Annotated in this window: 20 protein-coding genes; 10 read left to right on the top strand and 10 right to left on the bottom strand. The window is 64.0% G+C overall.

Translation table 11 applies throughout. The features are described 5' to 3' along the window. The first annotated feature begins 36 nt into the window (after nucleotides 1-36). On the top strand, nucleotides 37-867 hold the full coding sequence (locus WBP06_RS09855) for a hypothetical protein (protein ID WP_395327047.1): 831 nt from the start codon (nucleotides 37-39) through the stop codon (nucleotides 865-867). A 19-nt stretch (nucleotides 868-886) separates the two neighbouring features. Here WBP06_RS09855 and WBP06_RS09850 read toward each other — a convergent pair whose 3' ends face one another. The 6 genes from WBP06_RS09850 to WBP06_RS09825 all read right to left on the bottom strand — a co-directional run bounded on the left by WBP06_RS09850 (nucleotide 887) and on the right by WBP06_RS09825 (nucleotide 7,500). After that, entirely contained in the window at nucleotides 887-1,540 is a 654-nt protein-coding gene (locus WBP06_RS09850) for an inner membrane-spanning protein YciB (protein WP_395327045.1), read from the bottom strand. After that, nucleotides 1,540-2,496, bottom strand: coding sequence for a signal recognition particle-docking protein FtsY (gene ftsY, locus WBP06_RS09845; RefSeq protein ID WP_395327044.1), 957 nt, complete (start codon nucleotides 2,494-2,496; stop codon nucleotides 1,540-1,542). The genes WBP06_RS09850 and ftsY overlap by 1 nt, the downstream gene beginning before the upstream one ends. After that, entirely contained in the window at nucleotides 2,493-3,671 is a 1,179-nt protein-coding gene (locus WBP06_RS09840) for a MiaB/RimO family radical SAM methylthiotransferase (protein WP_395327042.1), read from the bottom strand. Before WBP06_RS09840 ends, ftsY begins: the two co-directional genes overlap by 4 nt. Beyond that, entirely contained in the window at nucleotides 3,668-4,513 is an 846-nt protein-coding gene (dapF, locus tag WBP06_RS09835; protein ID WP_395327040.1) for a diaminopimelate epimerase, read from the bottom strand. The genes WBP06_RS09840 and dapF overlap by 4 nt, the downstream gene beginning before the upstream one ends. 231 nt (nucleotides 4,514-4,744) lie before the next feature. Beyond that, nucleotides 4,745-6,415 (bottom strand): putative bifunctional diguanylate cyclase/phosphodiesterase, encoded by a 1,671-nt coding sequence (locus WBP06_RS09830; RefSeq protein WP_395327038.1) that lies wholly within the window; start codon nucleotides 6,413-6,415, stop codon nucleotides 4,745-4,747. A gap of 149 nt (nucleotides 6,416-6,564) precedes the next feature. After that, nucleotides 6,565-7,500, bottom strand: coding sequence for an isopenicillin N synthase family dioxygenase (locus tag WBP06_RS09825; protein ID WP_395327036.1), 936 nt, complete (start codon nucleotides 7,498-7,500; stop codon nucleotides 6,565-6,567). 160 nt (nucleotides 7,501-7,660) lie between these two features. On the opposite strand from WBP06_RS09825, the gene WBP06_RS09820 reads away from it, so the two are divergent. The 3 genes from WBP06_RS09820 (at nucleotide 7,661) to WBP06_RS09810 (ending at nucleotide 8,810) form a co-directional block, all read left to right on the top strand. Continuing rightward, entirely contained in the window at nucleotides 7,661-8,074 is a 414-nt protein-coding gene (locus tag WBP06_RS09820) for an EVE domain-containing protein (RefSeq protein WP_395327034.1), read from the top strand. A 121-nt stretch (nucleotides 8,075-8,195) separates the two neighbouring features. Further along, nucleotides 8,196-8,378: a CsbD family protein gene (locus WBP06_RS09815; protein ID WP_395334112.1), complete on the top strand. Its 183-nt coding sequence runs from the start codon at nucleotides 8,196-8,198 to the stop codon at nucleotides 8,376-8,378. Between the two features lie 213 nt (nucleotides 8,379-8,591). Further along, complete coding sequence (locus tag WBP06_RS09810; RefSeq protein WP_395327032.1) at nucleotides 8,592-8,810, top strand: hypothetical protein; 219 nt, start codon at nucleotides 8,592-8,594, stop codon at nucleotides 8,808-8,810. A gap of 42 nt (nucleotides 8,811-8,852) precedes the next feature. Here the strand turns inward: WBP06_RS09810 and WBP06_RS09805 are convergent, their stop codons facing one another. Beyond that, the gene (locus WBP06_RS09805) at nucleotides 8,853-10,166 is read right to left on the bottom strand and encodes an MFS transporter (RefSeq protein ID WP_395327030.1); all 1,314 of its coding nucleotides are present in this window, start codon (nucleotides 10,164-10,166) and stop codon (nucleotides 8,853-8,855) included. A 182-nt stretch (nucleotides 10,167-10,348) separates the two neighbouring features. Between WBP06_RS09805 and pgsA the strand changes: the two genes are divergently transcribed. Together pgsA and WBP06_RS09795 are read left to right on the top strand one after the other, a co-directional pair. Continuing rightward, nucleotides 10,349-10,942, top strand: coding sequence for a CDP-diacylglycerol--glycerol-3-phosphate 3-phosphatidyltransferase (pgsA, locus tag WBP06_RS09800; protein WP_395327028.1), 594 nt, complete (start codon nucleotides 10,349-10,351; stop codon nucleotides 10,940-10,942). A gap of 142 nt (nucleotides 10,943-11,084) precedes the next feature. Beyond that, nucleotides 11,085-12,314, top strand: coding sequence for an MFS transporter (locus tag WBP06_RS09795; protein ID WP_395327026.1), 1,230 nt, complete (start codon nucleotides 11,085-11,087; stop codon nucleotides 12,312-12,314). Between the two features lie 162 nt (nucleotides 12,315-12,476). On the opposite strand, the gene WBP06_RS09790 is transcribed toward WBP06_RS09795, so the two are convergent. From WBP06_RS09790 to WBP06_RS09780, 3 genes are all read right to left on the bottom strand, one after another. Beyond that, nucleotides 12,477-13,373 carry a hydrogen peroxide-inducible genes activator gene (locus tag WBP06_RS09790; RefSeq protein ID WP_395327024.1) on the bottom strand — a complete coding sequence of 299 codons (897 nt, stop codon included), beginning with the start codon at nucleotides 13,371-13,373 and terminating at the stop codon, nucleotides 12,477-12,479. Nucleotides 13,374-13,530: 157 nt separating this feature from the next. Then, nucleotides 13,531-14,724, bottom strand: coding sequence for a ribonuclease D (rnd, locus tag WBP06_RS09785; protein WP_395327022.1), 1,194 nt, complete (start codon nucleotides 14,722-14,724; stop codon nucleotides 13,531-13,533). A 93-nt stretch (nucleotides 14,725-14,817) separates the two neighbouring features. Further along, the gene (locus tag WBP06_RS09780; protein WP_395327020.1) at nucleotides 14,818-16,197 is read right to left on the bottom strand and encodes a hypothetical protein; all 1,380 of its coding nucleotides are present in this window, start codon (nucleotides 16,195-16,197) and stop codon (nucleotides 14,818-14,820) included. A gap of 249 nt (nucleotides 16,198-16,446) precedes the next feature. On the opposite strand from WBP06_RS09780, the gene aspS reads away from it, so the two are divergent. The 4 genes from aspS (at nucleotide 16,447) to mltG (ending at nucleotide 21,226) form a co-directional block, all read left to right on the top strand. Further along, entirely contained in the window at nucleotides 16,447-18,279 is a 1,833-nt protein-coding gene (gene aspS / locus WBP06_RS09775; protein WP_395327018.1) for an aspartate--tRNA ligase, read from the top strand. A gap of 284 nt (nucleotides 18,280-18,563) precedes the next feature. Continuing rightward, nucleotides 18,564-18,800 (top strand): acyl carrier protein, encoded by a 237-nt coding sequence (locus WBP06_RS09770; RefSeq protein ID WP_007013838.1) that lies wholly within the window; start codon nucleotides 18,564-18,566, stop codon nucleotides 18,798-18,800. 171 nt (nucleotides 18,801-18,971) lie between these two features. After that, the gene (fabF, locus tag WBP06_RS09765; protein ID WP_395327016.1) at nucleotides 18,972-20,231 is read left to right on the top strand and encodes a beta-ketoacyl-ACP synthase II; all 1,260 of its coding nucleotides are present in this window, start codon (nucleotides 18,972-18,974) and stop codon (nucleotides 20,229-20,231) included. 20 nt (nucleotides 20,232-20,251) lie between these two features. Continuing rightward, on the top strand, nucleotides 20,252-21,226 hold the full coding sequence (mltG, locus tag WBP06_RS09760) for an endolytic transglycosylase MltG (RefSeq protein WP_395327014.1): 975 nt from the start codon (nucleotides 20,252-20,254) through the stop codon (nucleotides 21,224-21,226). The last annotated feature ends 29 nt before the right edge of the window (nucleotides 21,227-21,255 follow it).

Below are 21,255 nucleotides of genomic sequence, written 5' to 3'. Positions count from 1 at the left end.
AAAGCGCAACTTTACTTCTCAGGTGCGAGGGGGTGTATGCGCTTTGGTTTACTGGTCGCCGGTGCGGCCTTTGCTTTTCCGTCGATGGCCCATGCGGCAAGTTGCGACGAGACGTTCGCGAAGACCGGCTCGATCCTCAGTGGGATGCGCTTCACGGCAAGCGTTACCGTTCCCGATCTGACGCCCGCCAGCGCGATAGGTCAGATGCGCGGCATCGTTGCCGCCAAGGGGTACGACATTATCGTGGCGGAGCCGGAGGATGGCTCCATGCTTATCGAGCAGCCGCAGACCGGCAAGGCGCGCGCCTTTCCGATTACCATCACCGCAACGAACAGCGGCGGGCAGGGCACGGTCCTGATGGATGCGAAGCTTCGCGGTGGGCAGACGGTTCCGGCCGATGCCGCCAAGGCGGAAATGTGCGAGATGCTGGGCAGCCTCAAGGGCGGCAAGGCGGGCCTTGCGGCGGCATCGAGCGGCATGAAGGCGGTGAGCACCGCGCCGCCGCTGGAGATGGATGCATTGTCACTCTCGCAGCAGATATCGAAGGATACCGAGCGCAACGCGGCCGCGATCCCGCTACGCTACGAGGGCAAGACCTTCGTTATCAAGGGCATGGTGGGGGAGATTGCAAAGGATCGGGGTGACTACATCGTCACCTACAAGATCCCGCAGCCTTATGAGCAGGCGCTGCGCCTGCCAGGGCAGGCTGCCTTCAAGACGGATATCGCCTGCGTCATGGCCAAGGGGCAGGCTGCTTTCACGCTTCAGCTGAAGCCCGGCAAGAGCATCAAGATGAGCGGACAGTTCGACAAGTTCAGCGCCACCGACCACATCCTGTTGCTGAAGGATTGCCGATCGGTGGGCTGAAGATCGGGAGGCCCGCCGCTCAATCGTGCGGCGGGTTCTCGATCACTTCTTCCTTCCAGGCCTCTCCCATGCCGTGCTTCAGCACCATGGGCAGCTGCGAGAAGGTGAAGACGAAGGACAGGATGGTGAAGCCCCAGAGCTTGGCCTGAAGCCATGCGTCGAAGCTGACGGTGAAGACCAGCAACGTGTTCAGCGCGGCCAGGAACAGGAAGAACCACGCCCAGTTGCGCGACAGCTTCAGCCAGCCTTCGTCGCTCAGCCCTTCGAAGGCCGACTGGAGCAGGTATTTCAGCATCGGCTTGCCGCGCATCAGTCCGAAGAACAGCACGCCCGCGAACATCAGGTAGACGGCGGTGGGCTTGATCTGGATCCAGAAGGCATCGTGGAAGATCACCGTGAGCGCGCCGAAGCCGACGATCAGCACCGTGGTCAGCCACAGCATCGGCGAGATATGGCCCAGCCGCCATTTGGACAGGCCAAGGGCGAAGACAGTGGCGATCATGAAGGCGATCGTGCCCTTGATCACCGCGGCCACCGTCGCCAGCGGATTGCCTTCGCCCGCCGGCGAGAAGTGCCTGTAGGCAAGGAAGAAGACCAGCAGCGGCCCGAAATCGACGACCAGGTTGACCCAGCTCGATTTGGGCTTCTCGGCGGAAGTGGTTTCGGTGTTCATCAGGCGATCCCCGCGATCACGCGGGCCAGCAGGTCCGGGTTGAAGGGGCGCAAGTCGTCGATCTTCTCACCCACGCCGATGGCATGGATGGGCAGGCCGTACTGCTCTGCCGCGGCAACCAGCACCCCGCCGCGCGCGGTGCCGTCCAGCTTGGTCATGATCAGGCCCGAGACGCCTGCCACTTCCTTGAAGATCTCGATCTGCGAGATCGCGTTCTGGCCATTGGTGGCGTCCAGAACCAGCACGACATCATGCGGCGCTTCGGGATTGAGGCGGCCGAGTACGCGGCGGATCTTGGACAGTTCGTCCATCAGTTCGCGCTTGTTCTGCAGGCGGCCGGCGGTGTCCACGATCAGCGCGTCGATGCCCTGTTCGGTGGCGGCCTTGACCGCATCGAACACGATCGAGGCCGGATCGCCGCCCTCGGGCCCCTTGATCAGCGGAATGCCCAGACGATCCGCCCAGACGCCGAGCTGGCCGATCGCGGCCGCGCGGAAGGTGTCACCGGCTGCCAGCATCACCGAATAGTCCTGCTCCTGGAACAGGTGCGCCAGCTTGGCGATGGTCGTCGTCTTGCCCGAACCGTTGACGCCGATCACGAGGATGACCTGCGGACGGGGGAACGCCACGACGTCGAGCGGCTTGGCCACCGGGCGCAGGATTTCGGCGATCTCGCGGGCGACCACTTCCATGATCGCGCGTTCATCGGCGTCGCGATCGAAGCGTTCGTTGGCAAGGCGTGCGCGGATGCGGGCAGCGGCACGGGGGCCAAGGTCCGACATGATCAGCGCATCCTCGATATCGTCGAGCTGCGCTTCTTCCAGCGTGGACTTGCCGACGATGCCGGACAGGTTCTCGCTCAGGCGTTCGGTGGTCTTGCGAAAGCCGCCGAACAGGCGGTCGGACCAGTCGCGTTCAGCCCCCACTGTTTCAGGGTTCTGGCCGTCGGTACTCATGCTTCCAGTATTCCTTCGACTACCCTTGCGGGCGTGACGCGGACCAGCGTGCCGGCCGGAACAGACTCGGGCACGCGGACTTTCGCGTAGTTCTGCGCATGGCCGGTGCCGCCCCTTTCGGCAAGCACCGATAGCGGCTGGCCGACCAGGCCGGCAAGCCAGCGGGCGCGGGTTTCGGCAATCGCATCCCGCAATTCAGCGGCGCGGCGCCGGATCGTCGGGCCGTCCACTGCCGGCATCCGCGCGGCGGGCGTGCCGAGGCGCGGCGAATAGGGGAAGACGTGGCCGTGGACCACATCCAGTTCGCGCACGATGGAGAGGTTGGCCGCGTGGGCCTCTTCGCTTTCGGTGGGAAAGCCGGCGATGAGGTCTGCACCCACGGCGATTTCGGCCCGACGCGCCTTCAGGTCGCTCACCAGTCGTACCGCATCGGCGCGGCTGTGGCGGCGCTTCATGCGCTTGAGGATCAGGTCGTCGCCATGTTGGAGTGAGAGGTGGACATGAGGCATCAGGCGCGCTTCGCGGGCCAACAGGTCGAACAATGCCTCATCCACTTCCGCGCCGTCGATGGAGGAGAGGCGCAGGCGGGGCAGGGCCGGGAAGCGCGCGAGGATCGCCTCGCAGAGCGTGCCAAGTCGCGGGGCGGCATCAAGATCACCGCCCCAAGAGGTGAGGTCCACGCCGGTAAGCACCACTTCCTGCACGCCCTTGTCCGCATGGATGGCGATGTCCGCCAGCACCTCGGGCACCGTGCGCGATCGACTGGGGCCGCGTCCTTGCGGGATCACGCAGAAGGTGCAGGCATGGTCGCAGCCGTTCTGCACTTGCACGAAACCGCGCGTATAGGCGCGATGTTCGGGTGGCTTCGGCGCGGCAGGCACATTCCAGGCGCGTGGATCCAGCTTGGCGGTGTTCGCCACGATGCCGTCCACTTCAGGCATCGCGGCCAGCATCGCGCGCTCCACTTCGGCGGCGCAGCCGGTGACGATCAGGCGTGCGTCGGGCCGTTCCTTGCGGGCGCGGCGGATGGCCTGCCGGGTCTGGCGCACGGCCTCTGCCGTCACCGCGCAGGAATTGACCACCACAAGGTTTTCCGCGCCGCCCAGCAGGCCGCGCAGGGTTTCGCTTTCGGAGATATTGAGGCGGCAGCCGAGCGAATGGACGTCTACGGTCAAGCGTCGACCTTGTCAGGCATGTCTCTGGCCGGATCGCGATAGTCCGCCATGTCGAACGAACCGCGGAACGATTCGGTGGCAGGGCCGGTCATCACGATCACGTCATCGTCGCGCCATTCGATCACCAGCGGGCCGCCGGGGAGGGTGACGGTGACCTTGCGGTCGACAAGCCCACGCTTCATGGCGCCGATGGCGGTGGCGCAGGCACCGGTGCCGCAGGCCCGGGTGAGGCCGGCGCCGCGTTCCCAAACGCGCAGCGTGATCGCATCGCGCGCGGTAACGGCGGCAACGTTCACGTTCACGCGCTCGGGGAAAATCGGATCGTTCTCCACCAGCGGGCCAAGGCGAACCATGTCGATCTGGTAAGGATCGTCCACGAAGAAGATGGCGTGCGGATTGCCGACGTTGACCGCGATGGGATTGACCAGTTCCTCCCAGGCGACGGGCATGGCGTGCGTGTCCATCGCGTAGCCGAGCGGGATTTGCTGCCAGCCGAAGCGCGGCTTGCCCATTTCCACCGAAATGCCGGTGTCGGTCGGCGTGGTGGAAAGCAGCCCGCCCAGCGTCTCGATCGTGGCGGGGCGGCCATGCAGCAGGCCTACGGCGCGCGTGGCATTGCCGCAGGCTTCCACCTGGCTGCCGTCGGAATTGAAGATCAGCATCTGGAAATCGCCCAGATCGGACGGGGCCAGCACGATCAGCTGATCGCAGCCGATGCCGGTGTGACGATCCGCCAGCGCGGCCGCGAGCGCCGCATCCATCGGCGGCAGTGCGCCGGTGCGTCCGTCGAGCACGACGAAATCGTTGCCCAACCCGTGCATCTTGGTGAATTCGATCCGCATGGGCGCGATGTATGCGTTCGCAAGGCCAAGGTCCAGAGCGATGGCGGGCTCGGCTTGCTCGGGGCGGGACGTAATTGGCTTCTTGTCCCGTCATCCTCCCGAATGGATCCCGCGTGTTCTTCCAACCTTGCAGAAGAAAGCGGGGCCCCCGCCTTCGCGGGGGCGACGAGTTGAAATTTGGCGAAGTTGGTTAGTGTGATCCGCAGAGGTCAGGCCGTCAACGATGGCAGATCAGCCGTGGCTGGCCTTGGGTTCACCGCGCTGCGTGATGGAAAGCACTTCCTCTGCCACGTCGCCACTGGCGACGATGCCGATTTTGCCCAGCCATTCGGTCAGTTCGCCGGCCGGGCGCGGGCGGCCGTAGAGATAGCCCTGGCCCTTGATCTTGTCGTACTTCAGCAACTGTTCCAGCACGTCGCCGGTCTCGATGCCTTCGGCGGTGATCGGCAGATCCATGCCCTTGCCCAGCATGGCGATGGCGTGGACGATGGCTGCGCTGTCCTTGTTCTCGGCAATGCTGGAAACGAACGAGCGGTCGATCTTGATGCGGTCGAACGGCAGGCTGCGCAGCTGCGCCAGCGAGCTGTAGCCGGTGCCGAAATCGTCGAGGCTGATGGTGATGCCCTGGTTCTTCAGGCTGGTGATCAGCGATCGGACTTGCGCCATGTTCTGGTGCAGGCACGATTCGGTGATCTCGATCTCCAGCCGATGCGGCGGGAAGCTGGCTTCCAGCAGCAGCTTGAGCAGCTTTTGCGCGAACCACGGATCGCGAAGCTGCACGGGCGAGATGTTGACGGCCAGCGTCAGTTTCGAATCCCAGCCCTTGGCGTCTTCGAGTGCCTGCCCGATCACGCTTTCCGACAGTTCGGCGATCACGCCGATTTCCTCGGCAATGGGGATGAAGATGTCGGGCGAGACGATGCCGAACTGGGGCGAATCCCAGCGGGCCAGCATTTCGAAGCCGGTCAGTTCGCCGGTCTGGAGGTCGATCTGCTGTTCATAGAACGGCACGAACTCACCACGTGCGATGCCCTTGCGGATGCCGTATTCCAGCTCGTTGCGGAAGCGCATCTCGTCCGCCATCGGCGCTTCGAACCAGAAGTAGCTGTTCCGGCCCTGACGCTTGGAATGGTACATGGCGATGTCCGCCATCTCCAGCAGCGCGCGGGCATCCGGCGGCGTGCCGTTCTTGGCATGACTGTCGCTGCGGGCGAGGCCGATCGAGGCGGTAACCTCGATGCTGATGGTGTTGATCGTCGCGCTCTGGGCAATGGCTTCCACCAGCGAGGCGGCGATCCCGTCGATCCGATCGGGGCGATTGCGGTCGAATTCCACGGCCACGGCGAATTCGTCACCGCCGATGCGGCTGACGAGGGCTTGCGCCGGCAGGCAGGCGGTGATGCGCTTGGCGCATTCCTGCAGCAGCCGATCGCCGGTGTTGTGGCCGTTGAAATCGTTGACCTGCTTGAAGTTGTCGAGGTCGATCATGATCAGCGTCACGGCCCGGTCGCCGCTGGCGACGGCATCGTGGACCATCATGTTCACCGCATCGTTGAAGCTGCGGCGGTTGAGGAAGCCGGTCAGCGGATCGGTTTCGGCCAGGCGGCGGGCCTGATGCTCGGCCTTCTTGCGCAGCTGGATTTCCTCGCAAAGCTGGCGATAGCGGCTCCAGCCGAAGATGATGATCGCAACATTCAGCAAGAAGGCGTTGAGGATGAAGTTGTCCGGCCCGGGGCCATGCCCCAGCAGCGACTTCACGACGTCTGGGCCGACTTCGCTGCCGGTAGCGACGAAGAGCAGGATCGCAGCGGTAACGATGCCAAGCGCGATGATATCGATCTGGCGGTCGCCATCGAAATCATCGCCGGCGTTTTCCGGCTGTGCGACCATTGCAATCTTCACGGGATATGTCCCCCCAGAACGGCTACCCATCTGGCGGCAGATAGCGGGCGGGGCTGAAATTTTGGTTAAGTTTTTCAACCCGGCGCGATCAGACTAAAGTCGTAGGGACTTCCGCGCCGGGCTGATTATTTCAAGAAAGATAAGTAAAATCAGACCTTAAGGCCGATTTCACGCAGGCGCTCCTGAAGATAGTCGTCCGCCGTGATGCTGTCGGGATAGCGGTCCGGATTTTCGTCCGTGATGCACTGTTCCAGCGTCTTGAACGGGAAATCGCTGCGCAGGTGCAGGAAGAACGGCATCGAATAGCGGCTGTGTGCCGCGCGCTCGCCTTCGGGGTTGCGGACGCGGTGCGTGGTGGAGGGCAGCACGTGGTTGGTCAGGCGCTGCAGCATGTCGCCGATGTTGATGACCACGGCGCCTTCGGGCGGGGCGACCGTCAGCCACTCACCGTTCTTGCCCAGCAGTTCCAGGCCGGCTTCCTGCGCGCCGAGCAGCAGGGTGATCAGGTTGATGTCCTCATGCGCGCCGGCACGGATGGCGCCGCCGGCTCCCTCGCCCACGGGCGGATAGTGCAGCAGGCGCATGACCGAGTTGCCGTCGTCGATTGCCGGATCGAACCAGCGCGGGTCCAGGCCAAGGTCGACCGCGATCGCGGAGAGAATCTCCGCACCGGCCTTGTCGAACTGGGCATAGAGTTCGGTGAAGGTTTCCTGGAAGCCTTCGATCTCCGTGGGCCAAACGTTGGGCGGCATCGAACCGGCCAGCGGCGAGCCGGCGGGCAGGTCGCGGCCCACGTGCCAGAATTCCTTCAGGTCCTTCTCCTTCGCGCCCTTGGCCACTTCGGTACGGAACGGCGTGTAGCCGCGCGCGCCGCCTTGGCCGGGGATGAAATACTGGCGCTTCACATCGTCGGGCAGGGCGAAGAACTGCTCGGTCAGCGCCCAGGCGCGATCGATCAGGGCCTGGTCGATGCCGTGGTCGCGGACCATGGCGAACCCGAAAGTGCGGAAGCTTTCCCCGATGCGCGCGGCGAACTCGGCGCGGTCGGATTCAAGGCTGAGGACGGGAATCTGGGCAAGGTTCATCGTAATCTTCCAAATAGGAATCGGCGCAACGCGGGTTGGACAATGTCCAGCGGGCAGTGTCCGGCAGGGTGCCGAATCACCGGTGTTGTCTGGGCCGATTGAATCGCTATGCCGCCCCCATAGAAGTTTTCGTTCCAAATCGAAATTCGAAAGGCTCGACATGGCAAAACGCTATTGGCTGATGAAGTCCGAACCCGATGCCTATGGCTGGAACGACCTGGTGAAAGAGGGGGAGGGCACCTGGGACGGCGTGCGCAATCACCGCGCCGCCAACAACCTGCGCGCCATGCAGGTGGGGGACGAGGCGTTCTTCTACCATTCGAACATCGGAAAGGAGATCGTCGGCATCGCCACGATCAGCCAGTCGGGCCTGACCGATCCCAGCGATCCCGAGGGCAAATGGGCGGCGGTGAAGCTGAAGCCCGTGCGCAAGCTGGCGCGCCCGTTCACGCTGGCCGAAGCGAAAGCCGATCCCAAACTGACCGACATGGAGCTGGTCAAGTATTCGCGCCTTTCGGTTTCCGAGGTGACGCCAGACGAATGGAAATACGTCCTGTCGCTGGCCGAAGGCTGATCTCGTCGTATCGCCGCAGCAGCACGGCTTGGCGCAGGGGCGGCAACTGAAGGCGATCCTGTCCGGTTCTTCCGGTGTGAACGCAGCGGCAACCCGCCGCGCACCACCAAGGAGAATCGACATGGGTCAGCTCAAGGACACCGCCAAGGGTCTCGGCAACGAAATCGCCGGCAATGCGAAGCAGGCCGCTGGCAAGGTTCGCAACGATCCCGTGCAGCAGGCCGAAGGCAAGGCGCAGGAAAAGAAGGGTGAGCTTCAGCAGGGAATCGGCAAGGTCAAGGGCGCCCTGGGCGACCGGATCTGATCCTTCCTCCGAAGAGATCCCTCTAAAGAGAGGTGAGGTATTCGCGCAGCGCTGGCGATACCTCGTGAAGGGCCGTCCATTGGGGCGGCCCTTTTCATTGGTTTTCCTGTGTTGTTAAAGGTTTGAAAGGGCTGGGCGTCCCGTTTTGGGATGTGCCAATTCGAGCGCTGGAACGAAAGTAAACAAAATCTTAATCTCACGTCCATGATGAACATGAAACGTCGAGCGCTCGTCCTCACCAGCGAGGCCGCCGGACATCCGTTCCGGCGCTCGCTCCCACCTCATGCCTTCGCGGCGCCGTTTCCGGCCGACGTCGAAGCGGCCGAAAATGCCGAGGCACGCCGAACATGGCGGCTGACCGGCAATGACTGGCGCGGCTTCCTTTCGGCCTACTGCGCCTCGCTGGTGGCGATCGCGGTCTTCATTACCTGATTGTGGAGTTCCCGCCTCCTTAGGAGGCGGTGCGATCCGGCCTTATGCCGCCTGCGCGGCCTGTTCCGCGCGGAACAGCAGGTAGCCCAGCCAAGCCGATGCGCCGCAGGCCAGTGCCACCACCATCATCTGCTGCACGACCGGCAGGCCCAGGAACGTCATGGCGCCGGTGAACAGTGCGCCCACCACCATCGCCCCCGAATTGACGATGTTGTTCGCCGCGATCGTGCGTGCCGTCTGGGACTTTTCGACGAAAGTGGTGAGGAAGGCGTAGAGCGGCACCACGAACATGCCGCCGCAAACCGCGATTCCCAGCAGCGTGCCCAGCAACGGGATAGCCAGCGGCTGGACGACGAAAGTGCCGACGTTCATCAGCGTTTCCGGCCCATCGTGCCGCGGCCAGATCGAGCAGACTTCCTGAAAGGCGATCAGGAAGCCGCCCATGCCGATTACCGACAAGGGCGACCATCGCGCCGAAACCGTGCCTTTCAGCAGGGCATTGATCGCCATGGAGCCGATCGCCACGCCCACCGAGAAGATCACCAGGAACAGGCTGGCCACTTCCTTGCTGGCCATCAGGATGTTCTTGGTCAGCGGCGGGAACTGGATGAACAGCACGGTGCCGATCGCCCAGAAGAAGCTGATCGAGCAAACGGCAAGGAACACGCGCCGGTCGCTCATCGTCGTGCGGACGAGGCGGATCGAGGCGCGCAACACATGGAAATCGAGCGGTTCGGGCGTGCACATCGGCGGCGCAGGCGGAACCTTGCGGCCGGCGAGATAGCCGATCCCAGCCACGATCACCACCAGCACCGCGGCATGGTCCACGCTGATCCAGCCCGCCACGATCGTGCCGGCCAAGACGGCGATATAAGTGCCCGCCTCGACAAGGCCGGTGCCGGACAGCACTTCGCCTTCGCGCAAGTGCTGCGGCAGGATCGCGTACTTGATCGGGCCGAAGAACGTCGAATGGATGCCCATCGCGAACAGCGCCACCAGCATCAGCGGGATCGCCAGCGTGTGCAGCGCGACATGCTGCCAGGCCAGCGCCAATCCCGTGCCGCCCACAAGCATGATCAGGATTTCGCAGAACTTGATGACGCGGATGATCTTCGCCTTGTCGCGCATGTCGGCAAGTTGGCCGGCCAGCGCTGAAAGCAGGAAGAAGGGAATCACGAAGATACCGGAGGCCAGCGCACTGAAACGGGCTTCCGCAGCTTCGGAGTTGTAGACCCCGTAGACCACGAAAAGAACCATGGCGTTCTTGAACAGGTTGTCGTTGAACGCGCCTAACAGCTGAGTCACGAACAGCGGCAGGAAGCGCTTCGCGCGGATGAGTTGGGACGTCGTTGTCATGTCGTAGGAAAAATCGGCGGCCTCGGCTCTCTCTTGCGGGGGACACTTAATGTTGTGAGGCGCAGGCACAACCCCTGATCGGAAACTGAACGGCGTTTTGTTGGGTCTTATCGGGGAATGGGACCAGAAGTTTCACTCCTGCATTCTCAAACGCGCTTATCGCGGCTATGGCCTGTAACGCGATGCTGACTCTGCCGAATATTCTCACGCTTTCCCGCATCTTCGCCATGCCGCTGCTGGCCTTTCTGCTGTGGTGGCCGAAGTGGGAATTTGGCTATGCGCTGGCCTTCGGGCTCTATTGCCTGATGGGCATCACCGACTATTTCGACGGGTACCTCGCCCGGTCGAGCGGAACGGTGTCGAAACTAGGCGTTTTCCTCGATCCGATCGCCGACAAGATCATGGTCGCAGCGGTGATTCTGGTGCTGACGGCACAGGGAATCCTGACCGGGCCCTACGTGGGCGACATGCATGTCATCGCCGGGCTGATCATTCTGGTGCGCGAGATTGCAGTGTCCGGGCTGCGCGAATTTCTGGGTGGATTGCAGGTTTCCGTGCCGGTCAGCCGGCTGGCCAAGTGGAAGACGACGTTCCAGCTGATCTCGCTGGGCGCGCTGATTCTCGGCGCGGCGATGCCGTGGTGGAATGTCGATCTGGGCGCGCTGGAGGTCAACGTGCCGCACACCGTGGGCCTTACCACGCTGTGGGGTGCGGCCGTGCTGACCTTGATTACCGGCTGGGACTATCTGCGCGTCGGCCTGAAGCACATGGACTGATTGGCCGGGATTTCGGGGCGCCAAGCCGCGAAAATCGCGCGACATTGCAAAATACTCCATCGATCGTGATATTGTTGCGTTTGGCTCAAGCGTGCTTGCGCGTCAGGGGCAGTCGTGAATCCGGGGGGATGCAATCGTAAGGATGAATCCCATTACCGCCTCCCTCTGCCTGCTTGCCGCCCAGTTCCGCAATCCGAAGCCGCGCGAGAAAAGGTCGCGAGCGTTCGGGCGCGCGCTGGTTTTCGCGCTGGCCGCGTCGGCAGGGCTGACCGTTGCCAACATCTACTACGGTCAGCCGATGCTGGGCCTGATGGAGCGCGAGGTCCCGGGCGCAGCGATTACCTATGTGCCGACGGCGACGCAGCTGGGTTACGCCGTGGGCCTGCTGCTGCTGGTGCCGCTGGGAGACCTGCTGGAACGCAAGCGCCTGATCGTCCTTCAGTGTCTGGCGCTGGCCGTGGGCCTGGCATTGGTAGCCTTGGCGCCGACCGGAGGGATGGTGCTGATGGCCTCGCTGGTGGTGGGCCTGCTTGCCTCGGTCGCGCAGCAGATCGTGCCGCTTTCCGCCAATCTGGCACCGGAGGACAAGCGCGGGGCCGTCGTCGGCACGGTGATGGCGGGGCTGCTTTGCGGCATCCTGCTCAGCCGTACGCTGGCGGGCTTCGTCGGCGCGCAGTTCGGGTGGCGGGCGATGTTCTGGCTGGCGGTGCCTTTGGCATTGGGCACGGCGGGGCTGATGGCCTGGCAATTGCCGCGTAGCCGCCCCAAGCCGGCGGGTATGGGCTATGGCGGGCTGCTGGCCTCGCTCTGGGGGCTGTGGCGTGAATTTCCCGCGCTGCGGCTGGCGACGCTGACGCAGTGCACCCAGTTCGGCGTGTTCAGCGTGTTCTGGACGATTCTGGCGCTCCACTTGCAGGAACCGCGCTTCGGCCTCGGTTCGGAAGTGGCGGGGCTGTTCGGCGTGCTTGGCGCGGCGGGTGTGCTGGCGGCGCCGATCGCCGGACGCATCGCCGACCGTCGCGGCCCGCACATGGTGATCGTGGCGGCCAGCGCGCTGACGCTGGTGTCCTGGCTGGTCTTTGCCTTCTGGACATCGATCGTCGGCCTGGTGGTGGGCGTGCTGCTGCTCGATTTCGCGATCCAGGCCAGCCAGATTTCCAACCAGAGCATCATCTATGCCCTGCGGCCCGAGGCGCGTTCGCGCATCAACACAGTCTACATGTCGTCGATGTTCCTGGCCGGCGCGGCCAGTTCGGGCGCGGCGACGGTGGTGTGGCACCACTGGGCATGGACTGGTGTGACGATGCTGGGGATTGCGATTGCGTCGGTCGGCATGGCCCTGCAGGGGCTGCGTCGCCGGGGCAGAGGTTGAGTGACTGATGGGGTTTGTAGTTAGGCCCGGCCCATTACACTCGTCGCCCCCGCGAAGGCGGGGGCCCCGCTTCCTCCGCGCTACCTTTCAAGAACAAGCGGGATCCCCGCCGTCGCGGGGATGACGAAGTGTTTTGTGTGACTGCGTGAAGTGGCCCGATTGTCAGCCCGCGCGCAGTTCATCCGCCAGCAGTCGGAATTCTTCCGAACGGGGTGAATTCTTGCGCCAGACCAGCGCGATCTCGCGATTGGCGTGGGGGGAGATCAGCGGCCGCGCCACCACATTGGTGCCGTTGAGAATGCCCGCATCGATCGCCATTTCCGGCAGCATCGTCAGCCCCAGCCCGTTGTCGACCATCTGCACCAGCGTGTGCAGGCTGGTGCCGATCATCGTGGCGGAGGCGCGCAGTTCCGGCCGGTTGCAGGCCGCCAGCGCGTGGTCCTTCAGGCAGTGACCGTCTTCCAGCAGCAACAGGCGATGCTCGTCGATGATTTCGGGGCCCACTTCTTCGGGCGGGTTGCGCGGATCGTCGTTGGGGAAGGCGACGAAGAACGCGTCCAGCTCGATGGTTTCCTTTTCCACTTCGCCGGTCGCGTAGGGCAGGGCCAGCAGCACGCAGTCCGCGCGACCGTGGTGGAGCGATTCGATGGCTGCCTGGCTCGGCTCTTCGCGCAGGAAAAGCTTCAGATTCGGCCGTTCGCGGCGCAAGCGAGGCAGCATCCGGGGCAGCAGGAACGGCGCGATCGTCGGGATCACGCTCATCCGCACTTCGCCGGAGAGGGGCTTGCCGCTGGATTGCACGAGGTCGGACAGTTCCTCCGTCTCGCGCAGGATGCGGTGGGCTTTCTCCACCACCGCGTTGCCCAGCGGGGTGAAGCGCACGGCGCGCTTGGTGCGTTCGACCAGCGTGACGCCCAGCAATGCCTCCAGATCGCGCAGGCCCGCCGAAAGCGTGGACTGAGAGACGAAGCAGGCATCGGCGGCACGGCCGAAGTGGCCATGCTCGTGAAGCGCGACGAGATACTGGAGCTGCTTGAGCGTGGGCTGATAAACGGTCACGCGCGGGCTATCGCATGAAGAGGCCTGTTTCGCCAACCGTTTGCTTTGTCGGGGCGATGTCGGCGCCAACGGGATTCGTGCAGAAACGCGAAGAGGCGGAAAAAGGCTTGTCCCGCCTCTTTCCGCCTCTTCACGTGAATCCGTTCAAAGCGGGGAATTATTCGCCGACCGGCGCGTCTTCCACATCCTCTACCCGGGTCATCTTCAGCTTGCCGTTCTCTACCGCGAAGGCCAGCTTGCCTTCCACAAGATCCAGCGCGTCGTGCCCGAAGACTTCGTAGCGCCAGCCTTCCAGAATCGGCAGGTTCTTGCGGACCCCGGCGGCGAGGAGTTCCAGATCCTCGCTGCGCGCCAGCAGGCGGGCGGCCACGTCAATCTCCCGCGCGCGAATCTTCAGCAGCAGCTTGAGGAGGTCCGCCACCAGCGAACCTTCCTTGCCCAGCGGTGCGCCACGCGGCGCGCGCGGAGGCATTTCGTCTTCGGTCAGCGGCTGCGACTTGGCGATGGTGTTCATCAGGCGCTTGCCGATGTCATTGTCCTTCCAGCCCTGCGAAAGGCCACGCACTTTGGCGAGGTCCGCCTGCTGCTTGGGCGGGTGGCTGGCAATATCGGCCAGCGTTTCATCACGTGCGATGCGGCCGCGCGGGATGTTCTTGCCCTGCGCTTCGATCTCGCGCCATTCGGCGATGCCCTTCAGGCGGCCGAGCATGGCGGCATTGCGGCCGGCGGCCTTGATGCGCTTCCACGCTTCGGTGGGATCGTTGCGGTAGTTGGCCGGATCGGCCAGCTTTTCCATTTCCTGATCGAGCCAGGCGCCGCGCCCCGTCTTCATCAGGCGCTTCAGGACCTTCGGGAAGATCTTGGCCAGATGGGTAACGTCGCCGATGGCATATTCGATCTGGCGTTCGGTCAATGGGCGGCGCGACCAGTCGGTAAAGCGGGCGCCCTTGTCGATCGTCAGGCCCTGCCACGATTCGACGAGGTTGGAATAGCCGATCTGTTCGGACTGGCTGATCGCCATCATCGCGATCTGCGTGTCGAAGATCGGATGCGGCGTACGGCCGGTGAAGTTGTAGATGATCTCCACATCCTGCCCGCCTGCGTGGAAGACCTTGAGGACATCCTCATTGTCGGTCAGCAGGTCCAGGAGCGGCGACAAATCAAGGCCTTCAGCCTTGGGATCGACGGCGGCGGCCTCTTCCGTATTGGCGATCTGGACCAGGCACAGTTCGGGCCAATAGGTGTTCTCACGCATGAACTCGGTATCGACCGTCACGAAATCCGATTTCGCGAGGCGTTCGCACAGAGCGGCGAGCTCGTCCGTCTTTGTAATAAGCGGGTGAATGATCATTGCGACAGCGGCGTTACGCCGAACGGGGCAGGGGATCAATCTCCCCGGCCCGCCCGGGCCTCAAGTTTTGTCGGAGAATTGCGACAGGGGTGATTATTTTCGGCGGAATAGGCGTTCCAGCAAGCCGGGGCGGCGCTCTTCCTCGATGGCGATCGTCTCGCGGTCCACGAAGCGGCGGCGCAATTGCGTGCCGGTAACGTGGATGCCCGGCGGCGGCAGGTGAAGCGCTTCCTCGTCCGCGGGCGGTTCATCGCCGGCGGCCACGGCTTGCGGGTGGAGGTGGAGCGCATCGAGTGGGGCGTAATCCTGCCCGCCCGGGGTTTCCGCTTCTTCGCTTTCCTCGGGTTCGGGGTCGTCGAAGCCGGTGGTGTCGAAGTGGCTCTGCTCCGCTCCCCAGTCGCCGGAATCCTTGCCGTAATCCGCGTAGGGCCCATCGGGGAACTGGATGTAGGTCGGCGCCGGTTCGGCCTCCTCGGGCTCTTCCGAATCGGAATATCCGGCAAGGGTGGCGGATGCGAAGGGCGATGCCGTGGCGGCGGGCACCGGATCAAGCGGCGCCGGTTCGACCGCTGCGGGCGGGGCGAACGGTGGGCGTTCGCTTTCGAATAGCGGCTGGGGCATATCGGAAGGGTGGGTGCCAAGGTCGAGCGGCCGGCGCTGCGGCACTGGCTGCTGGGCCGGCTGCTGGCCGAATGCGATAGGCGGCGCGACGGTGCGGTTCATGGCCTGCTCGATCGTGCTGGGATGGGATGTGCGCTCGCGGTGGGTCGCTGGTGCGGCATGTTCGTCCCGCGCGGTCACGGCGGGTGCCTCGAACCACGGATAGGCCTCATTGCTGCCGACCAGTACGGCCATGGGTCGGGGCAGGCCCTCCGTGATCGCCTTGTCTCGCACCGCCTGATGGATCAGCACGGCAAGGTAGCACGCGCCTACCACGAAGGCGCGGCGCTCCTCGATCGTCGCCTCACCGGTGCGGCAATGGTGTTCCAGAGCGGCGATCACCGCGTTCAGATCGTCCAGCCCGGCAACGCGCAGGGCATCGTCGATATCCTCGAACGCGCCTTGCCAGGCATTGGTGGTGCCGTGATAGCCGGAACAGATGCCGTCGCGATCGGCATGGGAAAAGCCCCAGGCCTGATCGGTGTAATAGGTCGTCTCGAAGGCTAGGACGGGTGTGGCGCCAAGGCCGGCCTGCATCCCGCATACGTCGATGCCGATTGCGGTGATGGGGTCGCCCGGGCTGTCCAGTTCGCCGATCCGGGCGATCAGGCTTTCCCATCCGGTGACTTCAAGATGTTCGGCGGCAATGGTCCGGAACGCGCCGGGCAGGGGGTGTTCGTCGCCCGCCAGCCATGCCAGTTCGCTTTTCAGGAGGCGCGCGGCTTCATCCGCGCCGCCTTCGCGCAACATGGCCTCGATCGCGAGGCGGAACTGGCTTTCCGTCCTTCCGTCGATCGTGACGTCCGCCAGCATTCTCATTCTCCGTATGACCCTTTGGAGCCCGGCATAGGCGGCAATGGTTGATGGCGGGTTACCACACAGTCCTTCACCTTCGTTAATGCGCTCATCTAAGGACGACAGGCGGGTGACCGGGGCGCAAAAGCGAGGCGAATGTGCGGGCGCGGCCTGTTCCGGCAATTCCATGTCTGGAAATAATCCGGCCACTCGATTAGGGGGCACGGCTTGCAACCTGTTTCAGACGAAGAGAAGCGCGAGCCCGCCATGACTCATCCCTATCGCTCCCACACCTGCGGCGCCCTGACCGCTGCCGAGGTCGGCCAGACCGTCCGCCTCTCGGGCTGGGTGCATCGCAAGCGCGATCACGGCGGCGTGCTCTTCGTCGATCTGCGCGATCACTACGGCATCACCCAGATCGTGACGGACAGCGACAGCCCGGCGCTGGCCGTGCTCGATTCGCTGCGCGTCGAATCGGTGGTGACCATCGAGGGCGAGGTGAAGGCCCGCAGCGCATCCACCGTGAACCCGAACCTGCCGACCGGTGAGATCGAGGTCTATGCCCGCGCCGTCACCGTCCAGGCCAAGGCCGAAGAACTGCCGATGCCGGTCGCCGGCGAGCAGGAATATCCCGAGGATATCCGCCTGCGCTATCGCTTCCTGGACCTGCGCCGTGAGACGCTGCACGCCAACATCGTGAAGCGAACCAAGATCATCTCGGACATGCGCCGCAAGATGGAAGGCATCGGCTTCACCGAATACGCGACGCCGATCCTCACTGCTTCGTCGCCCGAAGGCGCGCGCGACTTCCTGGTGCCCAGCCGCATCCACGCCGGCAAGTTCTACGCGCTGCCGCAGGCGCCGCAGCAGTACAAGCAGCTGCTGATGGTCGCCGGTTTCGACCGCTACTTCCAGATCGCGCCTTGCTTCCGTGACGAAGATCCGCGCGCAGACCGTCTGCCGGGCGAATTCTACCAGCTCGACCTCGAAATGAGCTTCGTGACGCAGGAAGAGATCTGGGAAACCATGGAGCCGGTGCTCCAGAGCGTGTTCGCCGATTTCGCCGAAGGCAAGCCGGTCACCCCGGCCGGTGAGTTCCGCCGCATTCCGCACGCCCAGTCGATGCTGGACTACGGTTCGGACAAGCCTGACCTGCGCAACCCGCTGATCATCAAGGACGTGACCGAGCACTTCGTCGAATCGGGCTTCGGCATCTTCGCCGGCATCGTCGCCAATGGCGGCGTGATCCGTGCGATCCCGGCTCCGGGTGCGGGCGCGGGCAGCCGCAAGTTCTTCGACGACATGAACGTCTGGGCGCGCGGCGAAGGCTATTCGGGCCTTGGCTATATCAACATCAAGGACGGCGTCCCCGGCGGCCCGATCGCCAAGAACCATGGCGAGGAAAAGACCGCCGCGCTGATCGCGGCGCTGGGTCTTGGCCCGAACGACGGCGTGTTCTTCGCCGCCGGCAAGGAAGAGCAGGCCGCCAAGCTGGCCGGCCTTGCCCGCATCCGCACTGGCGAGCAGCTGGACCTGATCGACAAGGACCGCTTCGAGCTGTGCTGGATCGTCGACTTCCCGTTCTACGAATGGGATGAGGACAACAAGAAGGTCGACTTCGCGCACAACCCGTTCTCGATGCCGCAGGGCGGCATGGAAGCACTGGAAGGCCAGGATCCGCTGACGATCAAGGCGTACCAATACGACCTCGTCTGCAACGGCTTCGAAATCGCCTCGGGTTCGATCCGTAACCAGTCGCCGGAACTGATGGTCAAGGCGTTCGAGATGGTGGGCCTGACCAAGGCCGACGTCGAGGAGCGCTTCGGCGGCCTCTACCGCGCGTTCCAGTACGGCGCCCCGCCGCACGGCGGCATGGCGGCCGGCGTCGACCGCATCGTCATGCTGCTTTGCGGTGCGCAGAACCTGCGCGAAGTGGCGCTGTTCCCGATGAACCAGCGCGCCGAAGATCTGCTGATGGGCGCGCCGACCCCGGCAGAGCCGAAGCAGCTTCGCGAACTGCACATGCGCGTGGTGGAGCCCCAGAAGCCGGTCACTCAGCCGGCCGCTCAGTCGGCTGCTGCGGCACCGTCGCAAGGCTGAGGCAGTTTCCCTGCCACGATAAGGAAAGGGCTCCGGTTCGCCGGAGCCTTTTTCGTTTCCGGGTTTTGCGGTTAGGTGGCGTTTCCATGACCGTGGAGAATTCCGCCCTGACGGCACAGTCCCTGCGATAGGGACTGGAATTGCGCCCGATGGGTCGATAAGGACGCCTGCGATGCCTTGCGCGACGGCACCAACTTGCGCGCGAGGCTTGCCAGCGCCCCGCCCAGTCTTTAGGGCGGCTGGCGAGATACAATGCTGACCGATTTTTGAAGGGGTCTATTCACATGAGCGATACCGCCGATCGGGTTAAGAAGATCGTCGTCGAGCACCTCGGCGTGGAAGCCGACAAGGTCACCGAAGAAGCAAGCTTCATCGACGATCTGGGTGCTGACTCGCTCGACATCGTCGAGCTGGTCATGGCGTTCGAAGAAGAATTCGGCGTCGAGATCCCGGACGATGCAGCTGAAAAGATCAGCACCGTCTCCGATGCGATCAAGTACATCGAAGAGAACAAGGGCTGATCCGCCCTTCGGTCGTTCAGGCGTTTCCGGTTTCGGCCGGAACGCTGCACGATCACTCACGGATTGAAATCGACAGGCTCGACCTCTAAGGGGGCGGGCCTGTTGCCGTTTCTGCCGATGGTATTACCTGATGGCACGAAGTTCGGCATGTTTGAGTTTTGGAGAGCGTGAATGCGTCGCGTCGTCGTAACCGGTCTTGGTCTGGTCACCCCGCTTGGGGCTGATGTCGAGACCACCTGGGCCAACATCCTTGCTAGCAAGAGCGGTGCGGGTCCGATCACCAAGTTCGATGCTTCGGACCAGAAGTGCCAGATCGCCTGCGAAGTGAAGCCGGCCGATCACGAATATGGCTTCGATGCCAACAAGCGCGTCGATCACAAGATCCAGCGCCAGGTCGATCCGTTCATCGTCTTCGGCATCGATGCCGCAGGGCAGGCGCTTGAAGATGCCGGCCTCACCGACATGAGCGAGGAAGACAAGCTGATGGCCGGCTGCTCGATCGGTTCGGGCATCGGCGGTCTGCCGGGCATCGAAAGCGAATCGCTGGTGCTGGCCGAAAAGGGCCCCGGCCGCGTCTCGCCGCACTTCGTCCACGGTCGCCTGATCAACCTGATCTCGGGTCAGGTCTCGATCAAGTACGGCCTCAAGGGTCCGAACCACGCAGTCGTCACTGCCTGTTCGACCGGTGCGCACTCGATCGGCGATGCCGCGCGCATGATCAAGGACGGCGATGCCGACATCATGCTGGCAGGCGGCGCCGAATCGACCATCTGCCCGATCGGCATTGCCGGCTTCGCACAGGCCCGCGCGCTCAACAGCAGCTTCAACGACCGCCCCGAACAGGCGAGCCGCCCTTACGACAAGGATCGTGACGGCTTCGTCATGGGCGAAGGTGCCGGCGTTCTCGTGCTGGAAGAGTACGAACACGCCAAGGCGCGCGGTGCGAAGATCTACTGCGAAGTGATCGGCTATGGCCTTTCGGGCGATGCCTATCACGTCACCGCCCCGGAACCCACTGGCGACGGTGCTTACCGCTCGATGCAGATGGCGCTGAGGAAGGCGGGCATGACCCCGGCCGACATCGACTACATCAACGCCCACGGTACCTCGACGATGGCCGACACCATCGAACTCGGCGCCGTGCGCCGCCTGTTCGGCGATGCCATCGGCACGGTCTCGATGAGCTCGACCAAGTCGGCCATCGGCCACCTTCTGGGCGGCGCGGGCGCGGTCGAATCGATCTTCTGCATCCTGGCGCTGCGCGATCAGATCGTTCCGCCCACGCTCAACCTCGACAACCCGGATGAGGGTTGCGAAGGCGTCGACCTCGTGCCGCATGTCGCGAAGAAGCGTGAGGTGCGCGCGGTGCTGAACAACTCGTTCGGCTTCGGCGGCACCAACGCCAGCCTGGTGATGCGCAAGATCGACTGATCGCGAAGGGCTGAGGGGCGATGATGTCGCGGCGCAACTGGTTTCTCGTCGCGGCCATCGGCCTTACGGCGCTGATCGTCCTATGGTCCTTCGTGGGCGGCTGGTATGGATCCGGCCCGCTCGCGAAGGACACTCACTTCATCGTCCCCAACGGGGCCAGCCTCGCCACCGTGGCGGATCGGCTGGAAAAGCAGGGCATGATCCGTTCTGCCACCGGCTTTACGCTGCGCGCTCGCGTGTTCGGCGCCGGCAGCGAGATCAAGGCGGGCGAATTCGCCATTCCCGCCCATGCCAGCGCCTCGCGCGTGATGGCGATCATCTCCAGCGACGACGTGATCCGCCGCTTCGTCACCGTGCCGGAGGGTATGCCCGCGATCATGGTGCAGGAACGGCTGATGGCGCAGCCGCAGCTTACCGGCGATATCGCCGTGCCGGACGAAGGCTCCGTGCTGCCCGACAGCTATTCCTACGGCAACGGTGAGAGCCGCCAGGATGTCCTGCGCCGCATGCAGGCCGCCATGAGCCGCACGCTGGCGGAGTTGTGGGACAAGCGCGACGATGGCCTGGTGGTGAAGACGCCTGAACAGGCGATCATCCTGGCCTCCATCGTCGAGAAGGAAACCGGAAAGCCTTCGGAGCGCCGCATGGTGGCGGGGCTCTATTCGAACCGCCTGCGCATCGGCATGCCGCTGCAGGCCGATCCCACGATCATCTACCCGATCACCCGTGGCAAGGCGCTGGGGCGCCGTATCCTCCAGTCGGAAATCCGCGCGGTGAACGACTACAATACGTACTCGATGGCCGGCCTGCCGAAGTATCCGATCACCAATCCGGGCAAGGCCTCGATCGAGGCGGTGCTGCATCCCGCCAAGACCGGCGCGCTTTACATGGTGGCGGACGGAACCGGCGGCCATGCCTTCGCCTCGACGCTGGCCGAGCATAACGAGAACGTGAAGAAGTGGTTCGCGATCCGTCGCTCGCGCGGCGAGATCTGAACCTCTGGGGTAGGGGCAGGGGGTAAACC

Origin of the sequence: Novosphingobium mississippiense (genome assembly GCF_044029535.1) — a bacterium.
GTDB lineage: Bacteria > Pseudomonadota > Alphaproteobacteria > Sphingomonadales > Sphingomonadaceae > Novosphingobium.
This window is presented reverse-complemented; position numbering and strand designations above follow the sequence as displayed.